This window comes from Actinoplanes sp. NPDC049118 (assembly GCF_040648555.1).
Taxonomy (GTDB): Bacteria; Actinomycetota; Actinomycetes; order Mycobacteriales; family Micromonosporaceae; genus Actinoplanes.
The window spans coordinates 193,557-205,743 of the sequence record NZ_JBEZDY010000002.1 but is presented as its reverse complement, the minus strand read 5'-3'; the positions used below and the strand labels follow the sequence as shown (position 1 = coordinate 205,743).

The following is a 12,187-nucleotide window of genomic DNA, read 5'->3' as shown; positions in this document are numbered from 1 at the left end:
CTTTGCCGGCCCGGCACCGGCCCGCCAAACGACTGCTCACCGTGACCTCGGTCGAAGCCCCTCGATCCCTGTGGAGCGCGGCGGCGCGGCGCTCCGTAGGCGTTGATCCGCCCCACGCGGGCGCCCGCCGCGGCCGGGACAGCGGGCCGTCCGGAGGGCAATTTTTCGGACGTTCCAGCAGGAAATCGCCTCAAAAACAGACAAATAGTGCGAACTACTGTCGCCTGCGCGACACCATCCCGTTACTTTTGCCAGCTGTGTCGTTGCAGCCTTCGTGATATCGCCCCCGTCGCGCCTGTGGTGCTGAACGCATGCGCATCTGTCTGCTCACCGGGGGCGGCTACCCGTTCCGCCGGGACGCACTCGGCGGCTGGTGCCGGACGCTCGTCGACGGCCTCGGCCGCTTCACCTTCGATCTGCTGACGGTCACCGACCGTGAGCCGCCGGGCGGACCCGCGTTCCCGCTGCCCCGGCACGTGGCGTCGGCCAAGGCCTTCGCACTGACCCGCGAGACCCGGCGCCGCGACAACGGCGACGGCCACGCCACCGCCGCCGCCAACCTGCTCTGCCGCGGCCTGCTCGCCGAGCCGGAGCCGGAACTCGCCGACGCGCTGTTCGCCAAGGGGCTGCTCGGGCTCTCCGTGCTGGCCGAGTCCGCCGACCAGCCGCTGAACGCCGTGCCGCTGACGGACGTGCTGCTCGACGCGTGGCGGGCCGGCCGGCTGTCGGCCAACGAGGAGCGGCTGCCCCGGCTCAGCCTGCGCGACGCCCGGACGGCCGCGACCCTGCTGCGGCACGCGGCGCGGGCGCTGTCCGTGCCGGTGCCCGCCGTCGACCTGGTCCACTGCGTCGGCGGGACCACGCCGCTGCTCGCCGCCCTGGCCGGGCGCTGGCGAACCGGCACCCCGCTGCTGCTCACCGAGGCGCGGGCGCCCGTGGCCCGGCCCCGGGCCGGCGAGGAGCGGCTCTCCCCCGCGGTGCGGACGGTGCTGCGCCGGTTCCGCCGGGCGGTCGCCCGCACCGGGTACGCCGAGGCCGGGCTGATCGCGCCGCTGAGCGCCTACCACCACTCGTGGGCGCTCGGGCACGGCGCGGAGCCCGGGCGGCTGGTCCCGGTGCCCGCGGGCGTCGACCCGGCCGACTTCCCGTCCGCGCCCGAGTCGCGGACCCAGCCGGCCATCGTGTGGGCCGGCAACGGCGGGCCGGACAGCGGCCTGCGCCCGCTGCTCGACGCGTTCACCGCCGTGGCCGCCGCCGTGCCCGGCACCGTGCTGCACCTGGTCGGCGTCGCCGCCGCGCACGAGGACCACTGCGCCGAGCAGGTCGAGCGGACCGGGCTGGGCCGGGCGATCCGGCTGCACCCGCTGCCCGCGGACCCCAGTGACCGGTACGCGGCCGGCCACCTCGTGGTGCACGTGCCGGGGCCGTCCGACCCGCCGTACCGGCTCATCGAGGCGATGATGTCCGGCCGCGCCGTGGTCGGGATCGACGTGGGCCCGGTGGCGGAGACCCTCGGCGACGCGGGCGTCCTCGTGCCGGCGAACGATCCGGCCGCGCTCGCCGCCGCCTGCGTGAGCCTGCTGCACGCGCCGGCCCGCCGGCGCGCCCTCGGAGATGCCGCCCGGCGCCGGGCGCTCGCGTACTTCACCGCCGACCGGGTCGTCCGGGTGTACGGCGCGCTGTACACCGATCTCGCCGGACCGCCGCTCGCCACCGCGTACGAGCTGGCGCTGGCCGTACCCGCGCCGCGGGTGGCGCGGCCGGCGAGCCTGCGCTGGCTCGCCGAAGCCCGGGAGGAACGATGACCGATCTGGCCCCGCGCCGCACCCGGCGCGCCCCCTCGCTGCCCGCGACTCTCCTGCTTCGCTGCGCGCTCTACCTGGGACCGCTGAGCGTCGCCGTCGCCGCGTTCAGGCCGCTCGCCGGCGTCGCCTGGCAGGTGCCGACCGGCACGCTGCTGCTCGGCTGGAGCGTCGCGCAGGCCCTCGCGGGTGCCGGCGCCGTCGTCGCCCGGCGGCGCGGGCCGGGCGCGGGAGCCCGGCTCGTCGGCGGCGGCTTCGCCGGCGCGGCCGCGTTGTGGTGCGCGTTCGTCCTGCTCGCCCCGGCGGCGGCCGGAGGTGGCAGCCCCGTGGGTGCGGCGGCGATCGGCGTGTGCGGTCTCGCCACCCTGGCCACCGTCACCGCCGCGCTGGTCACCCACGCCGAGGTCGCGGTCATCCGGTGGAGCCTGCCCTGCTGGCTGCTCGCCGCCGTCGCCATCGCCGGGGCGATCGGCGACGCCCTGGCCGCCCGGGTACCCGTCGCGCTGCTGCTTCCCGTCGCGATCGCGGTGGCCGCCTTCCGCGCCTTCCGGCCCGCCTTCAGCTCCGGCGCCTCGGTGGGGCTGCGCGCCTGCGACCTGCGCGGGTTCGCAGGGCGCCTGGTGCTCGGGGTGGGCCAGGCCGGCTGCGCGGTGCTGCTCTGGCGGGCCGGGCCGCCCGCCGCGACCTCGCCCGCCGTGCTGCCGCTGCTCGCCGCCGTGCCGGTCCTCGAGGCACTGATCGGCTGGCACCGGCGTCAGGTCGAGGCCGGCCTGGACGTCGCCGAGAGCGACCAGGAGTTCCGTGAGCACGTCGGCGGCGTCAACCTGGTGACCATCGCCGCGCTGCTGCCCCCGCTCGCCGCCGGACTCGCGCTGATGCTGGGCGCGTACCGGCTGCCGGCGGGCCTCCAGGGCGCCCGGGAGGGCGTGCTCGCCTTCGCCGGCGGGATCCTGCTCAGCGGCGTACTCGCCGTCACCCTGCTGCTCGCCGCGCGCAACCGGACGGTCGTCGCGGCCGTCCTCGCCGTCGCGCCGCCCCTGGCGGCGGTCGCGACCCCGCTGGTACCGGCGCTGCCGCCGGATCCCCTGCCCACCGTCGTCGCCATCCTGGCGGCGACCCACCTCGTCGGCCTGCTGACCGTCGCACAAACCGCCGCAGACCCCCGGAGGACGTCGTGAAGACACTGTTCCCCCCGTACGCGCAACCGTCGCCCGAGCTCGCCCTCGACGCCGACACCTGGGTCGTCCAGGAGCGGCCGGGCCCGCGCCGCTCCACACACCAGATGCTCGGCCGGGTCGACCTGGACTGGGGCGGGCGCTCGCTCGCGGACGTGCTCGCCGATGTGGACGCCTGGCGCGAGGACGGCGCCGAAGGCCTCTTCCTCGACCGGGCGCCCGCCGGGTCGGGCGGGGTCGGGCCGGTCGCCCTGACCGTCCGGCTCGCCGCCCGGCGAGGGCTGCACCGGGTCGTGCTCAACCCCGGCGTGCCGACGCACCCGCTCTACCGCGACCTGGGCGTGCGGATCTGCACGTTCGACGGGCCGTGGTCGGCGTACCAGGGTTGGGACGGCGAGGGCGGGCGGCCCGGCGACGGACACCTCGTGCACGGCGTGCCGACGACGCTGATCACCGCCGCGCGGCGGCTGATGGGCCGCCGGGGCGCCGGGTTCGGGCTCGCGACCGACGCCGGCCCGCAACTCAGCGCAGCGGTTGCCGGGGTCGTGGCTGACAGCGCGGACAGCTGTAGGACGAGCGGTTCATGAACTGCTCGCGGCGCATGATCGTGCCGCAGCGGTGGCACGGCTGCCCCTCCCGCCCGTACGCATTGAGCGCCCGGTCGAAGTACCCGCTCTCGCCGTTGACGTTCACGTAGAGGGCGTCGAAGCTGGTGCCACCGGCCACGATGGCCTCGCCGAGCACGTCGCGCACGTGTGCGAGCAGCCGGCGCACGGCGGGCCGGGTGAGCGCGTCCGTGGCGCGGGCGCCGTGCAGCTGCGAGCGCCACAGCGCCTCGTCCGCGTAGATGTTGCCGACCCCCGAGATCAGGGTCTGGTCGAGCAGCGCACGCTTAACCTCGGTGTGCCTGCGGCGCAGTGAGGCGACGAAGAGCTCGTCGTCGAAGAGCGGATCCATCGGGTCGCGGGCGATGTGCGCGATCTCGCGCGGCAGCTCGGCGCCGTCCTCGGAGACCGACAGCCCGCCGAACGTCCGCTGGTCGACGAAGCGCAGCTGCGGGCCGGAGTCGGCGAACGTGATCCGGACCCGCAGGTGTGCCTCGTCCTCGGCGTCGGCCGGCTGCATCAGCAGCTGCCCGCTCATGCCGAGGTGGGCGATGATCGCGTCGCCGGAGTCGAGCGGCAGCCACAGGTACTTGCCGCGGCGGGCCACGTCGAGGACGGTTCGGCCGGCGAGAACGGCGGCGAAGTGCACGTCGCCGGGCACGTGGCGGCGGATGGCCCGGGGGTGGCGCACCTCGACGGTGTCGATGCGCCGGCCGGTCACCCACTTGGCCAGCCCCTGGCGGACGGTCTCGACCTCGGGAAGCTCGGGCACTGGGGGTCCTTAAGGTCCGGTCAGATCGTGTACGGCCAGACGGCTACCAGGTACGCGCCGTACCAGAGGCCGAACGCGGCCCACCCGGCGATGGACAGCACCGCGACCCGGGGCCGGGCGCGGGCCGCGGCGACGACGGCGGGCAGCAGCGTCAACAGTACGGGCAGCAGCAGCCGCGGCTTGGAGTGGTAGTAGCCGGCCTGCCCGTACGCGAGCACCATGGCGACGACGCCGTAGACCGCGAGCGGCAGCCACGGGCGGCCGGCCAGCGCCACCCCGGCCGCCGCGACCGCCACGAGCAGGATCAGCGCGACGCTCATCGGCACCCAGCCCTCGCCGGTGGTCAGCGTCCGGGCCAGGAAGTCGATCGTGCTCGCGCCGAAGTCGAAGGACGTGCCCCAGCCCGCGGTCTGGATCCTGAACCAGGCCTCGGCGTCGCCGACCCGCCACGCCACCCAGCCCAGGTAGGCGGGCACCCCGGCCAGCGCCACCGCGGCCGCGGCGAGGGGCGGCCACCGGTTCGCCGGATCGCGGCGGACCGCGATGATCGCGGCGACCGCCAGGCCGACCGCGGCGGCCGCGCCGGTCGGGCGGGTCAGCGCGGCACCGAGGCCGAGCAGCCCCGCCGCCCACCAGACCTGGCGGTGCGCGGCCACGAACATCCCGGCGACCAGGGCGAGGAAGAGGCTCTCCGAGTACGCCATCGAGAGCACCACCGACATCGGGGCGCTGCAGCAGATCGCGACCAGGGCCCAGCCGGCGCGGCGGCCGTACAGGCTGGTGCCGAGCAGGTGCAGGGCGATCGCGGCGCCGACCGAGGCGAGCCAGCTCACCGCGATCGCGGCGGTGCCCGGGTCGAGGGCGAGCGCGGACAGCCCGCGGATCAGCATCGGGTATAGCGGGAAGAAGGCCAGCTCGTTGCCCTGCAGCGCGCCGTCGGTGCCGTAGGTGTAGCCGGACGGATAACCCTCGGCGACCCGCAGGAACCAGCCGCCGTCCCAGATCAGCAGGTTGGCGCGCAGCCCCGCGGGCTCGGCGGTGGCGCGGTCGAGCCCGACCAGCAGGAGCAGCTGGACGACGCGGGTAAGCGCGAGGATGCCGACCGCGATGCCGACGCCGCGCCACCGGCCGGCCTTGTCCCACAGCCCCTCGGCGACGGCGGGCGCCTCGGCGCCGGCCTCCTCAGCCGTCACGCTCACCGGCCGGCGGCCTCGGGCAGCTCGGTGTGGCCGCCGCCGGCGACCGCGGGCGGCGGGGTGTCCGCATCGGCCCGCTCGGTGAGCACGCGCCACGCCGCGGCGGCGGCCCGCTGCTCGGCCTGCTTCTTGCTGCGCCCGTCCGAGCCGCCGTAGCGCTCGCCGGCCACCACGACCCAGGCGGTGAACGTCTTCGCGTGGTCGGGCCCGGCATCGTCGATCAGGTAGTCCGGCACGCCGAGGCCGAGCGCCGCGGTCAGCTCCTGCAGGCTCGTCTTCCAGTCCAGCGCCGCGCCCCGGCCGGCGGACTCCGCCATCAGCGGGTCGAAGAGCCGGTGGATCACCTCGCCGGCAACGTCCAGGCCGTGCTCCAGGTAGATGGCGCCGAGCAGCGCCTCCAGGGTGTCCGCCAGGATGCTGGCCTTGTCCCGCCCGCCGGTCGTCTCCTCGCCCTTGCCGAGCAGCAGGTGCGGGCCGAGACCCTGCGGGCCGAGCGTACGTGCGACGTCGGCGAGCGCATGCATGTTGACCACGCTGGCGCGCAGCTTCGCCAGCTGGCCCTCCGGCAGGTCGGGGTGGTTGTGGAAGAGCGCCGAGGTGATCACCACGCCCAGCACCGAGTCGCCGAGGAACTCCAGGCGCTCGTTGGTCGGAAGGCCGCCGTTCTCGTACGCGTACGAGCGGTGGGTCAGTGCACGCTCGAGCAGGCCGGGCTCGAACGGAATGCCGAACGCCTCCTCCAGCGGCTCGGTGGAGGGCCGGCGGCGCTTGTCACTACTGCTCATGAACCACCTCTGGGGTCGTCTTGCGCTGCTGCCTGTGGCTGGATCAGGTCGGCGATGGCCGGCACCGCGGCGCGGCGGTGCAGGCCGGCGGCGAGGGCGATGCCGGCGGCGACGTCGTCCCCGGTCGCGGCGCCGTGGCAGACGACGACGGTGCCGCCGACGCCGAGCAGGATGGCGGCCCGGGGCGGTGTCTCGCCCGGGTGCGGGGGCCGGGCCAGCGCGTACGCCGCTTCGAGGCCCTTGAGCAGGACGTTTCCGGTGAAGCCGTCGGTCACCACGACATCGGCCGTCGCGCCGGTCACCACGTCGTTGCCCTCGACGAGGCCGGCGTAGCGGGCGGCGGCGGGCAGGTCGAGCGCGGCCAGCACCGCGGGGACGGCCCGGCGCAGCCGATCGCCCTTGCCGCGCTCGGTGCCGATGGTGAGCAGGCCCACCCGTGGCTCCGCGAGGTCGTGGACGACGGCGGCGTACGCGGCGCCGAGCCGTGCGTGCACGGCGAGGGTGTTCTCGTCGGGATCGACGGAGGCGCCGACGTCGAGCAGGACGAGGCGGCCGGCGGCGGTGGGCAGCACGGCGGCGAGCGCCGGGCGGCGCACGCCGGACCAGCGGCCGAGCGCGAGCGCGGCGGAGCTGACGGTGGCGCCGGTGTTGCCGGCGGAGACGACCGCGTCGGCGTGGCCCTGCGCGACGGCGAGCACGGCCGTCCGCACGCCGGACTCGACCCGGTTGACGTCCGGTTCGGCGGTGTCCGGCCCGCACAGGCCGGCGGGGGCGGCGAGGGTGCGCACCCGGACCCGGTCGGCCGGGTCGAGGGCGCCGAGAATCGCGTCGGAGGCCTCGACGGGGCCGACGAGAAGCAGCTGTAGGGCCGGATCGGCCTGGCAGGCGCGCAGAGCGCCGTCAACCACGACGGCGGGAGCATGGTCCCCGCCGAGGAGGTCGACGGCGATCCGCGCGGTGCCCGACTCCGGTGCAGCGTCGGCCGAGATGTCTCGGCCGGACTGCTCCGGAGCCTGGGCACCGGACGTTCGCCGCCGCTCAGGTGCGACCCGCCCGAGGATCGGGCGTATCACGAAGTGGTGCTCAGACCTCGAGGACCTGACGGCCGTTGTAGGTGCCGCAGACCGAGCAGGCGGTGTGCGGCAGCTTCGGCGACTTGCACTGGGGGCAGGCCACGGTCGAGACCGCGGTCGCCTTCCAGTTCGCCCGGCGGGACCGGGTGTTGCTGCGCGACATCTTGCGCTTGGGGACGGCCACGGTACCTACTCCTCAGTTTTCGACAGATTGCGCAAAGCGGCCCAGCGGGGATCGACTTCCTCGTGGCTGTGATCAGCCGGAAGATCGTCGAGATGCACCCCGCACTCGGGGCACAACCCTGGGCAGTCCGGCCGGCAGACCGGATTGGTCGGCAGTGTCAGCACCACCGCGTCACGTACCGCCGGCTCCAGGTCGAGCAGGTCGCCCTGCATCCGGCCCACCTCGTCCTCGTCCGTCGTCTCCTCCGTGGTGCTGTCCGCGTACGCGAAAAGCTCCGCGATCTCGACGCCGAACGACTCGGAGATCTCGTTGAGGCAGCGACCGCACTCGCCGGAGAGCGAGCCGCGGACCTTGCCGTTGACGTAGACGCCCTCGGAGACCGACGTCAGGCTCAGATCGAGCTCGAGGTCGGAACCCGTGGGCACCGAGATCAGTTCCAGGCCGAGGTCCGCCGGTGCCGGCACCACCCTTTTCAGGGCACGCGTCGCCCCGGGCTGGCGCGGGAGTTTCGTCGTGTCGACGACCAGCGGCTGCCTGGGATCGAGGTGTTTCTGCGTGTGCTTGGGCATCATGAACTCTCAGCCTGTAGGTAGGCCGACAGGAAAGGTTACCTGAGCAGCGGGCTCAGCGTCGAATCGGGTGGGGCCGTCAGAAGGGCAGCGGGCGCTCGTGGTCCTCGCCCTGGAAAGTGCCGATCTCGCGCAGCGCGTGCATCTTGTCGCGGCCCCGCTCTATCGACCCAAGCGCCCTGGTCAGGAACTGTTCGAAGTTGGCGAGCGCGGTGTCGACGTAGTCGTCGACCTCCTCGCGCAGCCGCTGCGCCTCGGCCCGCGCCTCGGCGATGATCCGGGCACCCTCGTGCTCGGCGGAGACGGTGATCTCGTTGACGGAGACGAGCCGGGCGTGCTCGGTCTCACCCTCGCCGATGATCCGGTCCGCCTCCCGCTTCCCCGCATCGATGATCTTGTCGCGCTCCTCGAGCAGGGCGCCGGCCCGGCGCAGGTCGCCCGGGAGCTCGGCGCGCAGCTCGTCCAGGATCGCGACCATCTCACCGCGGTCGAACATGAAGTTGGTCCGGGACATCGGCACCGAGCGTGCCGTCTCCACCATGGAGATGATCTCGTCGATGCGGTCGAGCGGATCCACCGGCGCCTCACTCCTGTCATCTCGCACTCACGCTGAGTGGTGCGATCACGTTACTGCCGTACCCGATGATGAAGCCGCAAAGGGCGCGCCGTCAGTTTTGCCGCAGTCGGGTCACCAGGCGCTCACCGACGAAGTCAGGCACGTAGGACGACGCGTCCCCACCCCACTTGACCACGTCCTTGACCAGACTGGAAGACAGGAACGAGTACAGCGGGTTAGTGGGCATGAACAACGTCTCCACGCCGGAGAGGCCGATGTTCATCTGCGCCATCTGCAACTCGTAGTCGAAGTCGCTGACCGCGCGCAGCCCCTTGATGACCACCGCGGCACCCTGCGCCCGGCAGAAGTCGACAAGCAGACCGTGGAAGGACTCGACCCGGATGTTGCCGTACGAGGCCGTGGCCTGGCCCAGCATCTCGATCCGCTCCTCGATCGTGAAGAGCCCGGACTTCGAGTGGTTGATCAGTACGCCGACGATGACCTCATCGAAGAGCCGGCTGGCCCGGCCGATGATGTCGAGATGACCGTTGGTGACCGGGTCGAAGGACCCGGGACAGACCGCGCGTCTCATGATCGGCGACCGTACCAAAGGGTGGTCTCGCCGTAGCGCCGACTGCGCTCCTCGGTGATGCCGTCCACCCACTTCAGCGGCTCGCCACGCACCGCCGTGCGGGTCGAGCGCTCGAAGGTCACCACGGCGTCCTCGGCCAGCCAGCCGTTGGCGACCAGCGCCCGCTGGACCTCGGCGACCTCGTCGTCGTCGACCGCGTACGGGGGGTCGGCGAAGATCACGTCGAACGGCCCGCCCTCGGGCGGCCCGGAGAGCACCTGGAGGACCTTCCCGGTGACCAGCCGCGCGGAGTTCCCGACACGGAGCGTGACGATGTTGTCCCGGATCGCCCTGGCCGCCTTCCCGTCCGCCTCCACGAGCAGCGCGTGGGCGGCACCGCGCGAGAGAGCCTCGAGCCCGACCGCCCCGGAACCGGCATAAAGGTCGGCGAACCGGGCACCGTCCAGATCGGTCAGGGTGGCGATCGCGCTGAAATAGGCCTCGCGCACCCGGTCGGAGGTGGGCCGGGTCTGCGCGCCGGGCGGAGCGACGATCCTCCGGCCGCCGTGCGCGCCGGCGATGATCCTGGTCATGCGGCCTCTTTGAGGTCTGCAAGTAGCACAGGGTGACGTTACGCCACCGGTGCGGACCGGCCACTGCGGAGTGAGTTTTTACCCGCCACCGCGAACAATCTCGGCGCCGCGCCAACCGCGCCCGGTAGATCCGATCCGTCCCGTATGAGGGGCCGACGGCCCGCCGCCCCCGCGGGGTTTCGCCGCGGCGTCGGGCCGATCTTTCACGCCCCCGTCCGATCACGTGACCAGTCCTCACGAAACGGGCACGCAGACCCGTCACGGACGGCATGCCCCATCGCTATCCACTGTGACTGCCGAGAGCAGTGATCGATACTCACCGCATCGATGAGACGCCTCACGGTAGAGCGATTGTCTCGGATGGGCCACAACAGACTTAAGGCGCCCTGAGCCGTTTCGCAGATTCATCGAGATGGCTATCGTCAGGCCGCTACAGCGCCGACGTAACGCCGTCGGCTCGACGATGCGGGGAGGCGTCGTCGCGGGCCCGCCTCTGACGTTGGCTCCATGTCTCCCTGTGCCGTGTCCCCTCGTTCCGCCGTCACATGGAGTACACGTGAAGTTGAACTCCCCGCTCCGTCGCACCGCGACCGTCCTCGCGGGTGCGCTCATCGGCCTGAGCGGAGTCGCGTTCGTCGCCGCCCCCGCCAGCGCCCACGCCACCAAGATCACAGGCGTCGCCGAGTGTGACACCGCCGCCGGCAAACACATCGTCACGTGGACGCTGACCAACGACTACCACGCCGACGCCACGGTCGCGGCGCTCACCACGACGCCCTCCGCCGTCGAGGGCCTGCAGGTCGGCACGGTGATCCCCAAGGCCGAGGAGCGCTACGGGCACCGGTACGACGGCGAACTGGTCGTCAAGCAGGTGGTTGACGGCAACGCCACCGAGGCCACCGTCTCCTTCACCTCGCGCTGGGCCGTGGACGGCCACACGGACGAGAACAACAAGGGCAGCGTCACACTCACCGGTCCGTGCGCGCCCGCCGAGACCCCCTGCGTCCAGCCGGACAAGGCGAAGTTCACCCACACCTTCGGCAAGTCCGAAGAGGGCTGGAACGCGACCGTCACCCTCGACGAGGGCATCAAGCTCTGCGAGGGCGAGCCGGTCACGCTGGTCTCCTACTTCGCGCCGAAGCCGCAGTTCTCGGTGCCGCAGTACGCGTTCGACGACGACACCGACTCCATCACCAACGAGCAGCGCTCGGTGAAGCTGGAGGTCGACGTGCCGGACTGCAACACCCAGGTCGACCTCTTCTTCGGCGACAAGGACGACATCATCTCGGAGATCACCGAGGGTGGTAAGCGCTACGGCGACACGAAGCTGGGCAGCGGCAGCGGCCTCGGCGGTCGCTCGAAGGGCCCGCAGGGCTGGTTCAACGGCGGCTCGAAGGGCTGCCAGACGCCCGCCGTCGAGCCGCTGTCGCAGTGTGACGGCACCATCTCGCTGAACCTCAGCAACAACGGGGTCACCGCCAAGTACGACATCGACTTCACCGTCAAGGCCGGCGAGTTCAGCAAGACCGTCACCGTGAAGCCGGGCAAGGGCGAGACCGTCGAGGTCCCGGCCGGCTCGGGCACCGTCACCGTCTCGGCACCCGGCCTCGAGGACGTCGTCTACAACTGGGCGCCGCCGGCGGACTGCGCGCTGCCCAGCGTCGTCGTCGAGAACGACTGCGAGACCGTCACGATCACCGTGGAGAACCCCGAGGGCGTCACCCCGGCGACCGCGAAGATCACCTACGGCGACTCGACCAAGACCGTGACCGTCGCCGCCGGTAAGTCGGAGAAGGTCTCCTTCCAGATCGGCGACGCCGGCTTCGCGACGGTCGAGTTCGCCGGCCTGGACGTCGAGCCGATCAAGGCCACGCTCGCCGACGCGGACTGCGAGTCCGATGGCGGCAGCGGCAGCGGCGGCGGCGACAGCGACGAGCCGACCCTGCCCGTCACCGGCCCGGTGGCCGGCGGCATCGCGGCCGGCGCGGCCGTCCTGCTGATCGCGGGCGGCGTGCTCTTCTTCCTCGCCCGGCGGCGCAAGATCACCTTCACCGCCTGATCCAAGAGCACTGCACTGAAAGGGTGCGTCGGCCGGAAACGGCTGGCGCACCCTTTCCTTTCCCCGAGGTAGGCGCGCTCAGTCAGCCGGGCCAGGCCCAGCGCCGTCAGAACGTCGGCAGGCGTCTCCTCGGCGAACATGCTCCGGGCGTCGAACACCTCCGCGACCGCACCCGGATCGGGGGTCAGTCCGAGCCCGGCGAACCGGTCAGACAACATCCGCGCTGCGGCATCGCCGTCCGCGCCGT

The 12,187-nt window shown here is 73.0% G+C and carries 13 protein-coding genes; 4 read left to right on the top strand and 9 right to left on the bottom strand.

The window, feature by feature from the left end; genetic code table 11:
• Positions 1-311: 311 nt before the first annotated feature.
• Genes AB0B58_RS03480 through AB0B58_RS03470 form a run of 3 tightly spaced genes read left to right on the top strand, consistent with a single transcriptional unit; the run spans position 312 to position 3,564 of the window.
• On the top strand, positions 312-1,805 hold the full coding sequence (locus AB0B58_RS03480) for a DUF3492 domain-containing protein (RefSeq protein ID WP_360216764.1): 1,494 nt from the start codon (positions 312-314) through the stop codon (positions 1,803-1,805).
• Complete coding sequence (locus tag AB0B58_RS03475; protein WP_360216761.1) at positions 1,802-2,980, top strand: hypothetical protein; 1,179 nt, start codon at positions 1,802-1,804, stop codon at positions 2,978-2,980. The genes AB0B58_RS03480 and AB0B58_RS03475 overlap by 4 nt, the downstream gene beginning before the upstream one ends.
• The gene (locus AB0B58_RS03470; RefSeq protein ID WP_360216758.1) at positions 2,977-3,564 is read left to right on the top strand and encodes a Spherulin-4; all 588 of its coding nucleotides are present in this window, start codon (positions 2,977-2,979) and stop codon (positions 3,562-3,564) included. The genes AB0B58_RS03475 and AB0B58_RS03470 overlap by 4 nt, the downstream gene beginning before the upstream one ends.
• Here the strand turns inward: AB0B58_RS03470 and mutM are convergent.
• The 9 genes from mutM to rsmD form a co-directional block, all read right to left on the bottom strand.
• Positions 3,500-4,354, bottom strand: a complete 855-nt coding sequence (gene mutM, locus AB0B58_RS03465) for a bifunctional DNA-formamidopyrimidine glycosylase/DNA-(apurinic or apyrimidinic site) lyase (protein WP_360216755.1) — start codon at positions 4,352-4,354, stop codon at positions 3,500-3,502. The two genes, AB0B58_RS03470 and mutM, sit on opposite strands and share 65 nt — an antisense overlap.
• Positions 4,355-4,374: 20 nt before the next feature.
• A complete protein-coding gene (locus AB0B58_RS03460) occupies positions 4,375-5,553 on the bottom strand; it encodes a hypothetical protein (protein ID WP_360216752.1) in 1,179 nt (392 codons plus the stop codon).
• The gene (gene rnc / locus AB0B58_RS03455; RefSeq protein WP_360216749.1) at positions 5,550-6,335 is read right to left on the bottom strand and encodes a ribonuclease III; all 786 of its coding nucleotides are present in this window, start codon (positions 6,333-6,335) and stop codon (positions 5,550-5,552) included. The genes AB0B58_RS03460 and rnc overlap by 4 nt, the downstream gene beginning before the upstream one ends.
• The gene (locus AB0B58_RS03450) at positions 6,332-7,324 is read right to left on the bottom strand and encodes a phosphate acyltransferase PlsX (protein WP_360217463.1); all 993 of its coding nucleotides are present in this window, start codon (positions 7,322-7,324) and stop codon (positions 6,332-6,334) included. Before AB0B58_RS03450 ends, rnc begins: the two co-directional genes overlap by 4 nt.
• Positions 7,325-7,418: 94 nt before the next feature.
• Positions 7,419-7,592, bottom strand: coding sequence for a 50S ribosomal protein L32 (gene rpmF, locus AB0B58_RS03445; protein WP_014694262.1), 174 nt, complete (start codon positions 7,590-7,592; stop codon positions 7,419-7,421).
• Between the two features lie 5 nt (positions 7,593-7,597).
• Positions 7,598-8,161 (bottom strand): DUF177 domain-containing protein, encoded by a 564-nt coding sequence (locus tag AB0B58_RS03440; protein ID WP_360217460.1) that lies wholly within the window; start codon positions 8,159-8,161, stop codon positions 7,598-7,600.
• A gap of 79 nt (positions 8,162-8,240) precedes the next feature.
• Entirely contained in the window at positions 8,241-8,738 is a 498-nt protein-coding gene (locus AB0B58_RS03435; RefSeq protein WP_184990054.1) for a hypothetical protein, read from the bottom strand.
• Between the two features lie 91 nt (positions 8,739-8,829).
• Positions 8,830-9,309 carry a pantetheine-phosphate adenylyltransferase gene (coaD, locus tag AB0B58_RS03430; RefSeq protein ID WP_360216744.1) on the bottom strand — a complete coding sequence of 160 codons (480 nt, stop codon included), beginning with the start codon at positions 9,307-9,309 and terminating at the stop codon, positions 8,830-8,832.
• Complete coding sequence (rsmD, locus tag AB0B58_RS03425) at positions 9,306-9,881, bottom strand: 16S rRNA (guanine(966)-N(2))-methyltransferase RsmD (RefSeq protein WP_360216742.1); 576 nt, start codon at positions 9,879-9,881, stop codon at positions 9,306-9,308. Before rsmD ends, coaD begins: the two co-directional genes overlap by 4 nt.
• A 556-nt stretch (positions 9,882-10,437) precedes the next feature.
• On the opposite strand from rsmD, the gene AB0B58_RS03420 reads away from it, so the two are divergent.
• Positions 10,438-11,940 carry a cell wall anchor protein gene (locus AB0B58_RS03420; RefSeq protein ID WP_360216739.1) on the top strand — a complete coding sequence of 501 codons (1,503 nt, stop codon included), beginning with the start codon at positions 10,438-10,440 and terminating at the stop codon, positions 11,938-11,940.
• Positions 11,941-12,187 lie beyond the last annotated feature (247 nt).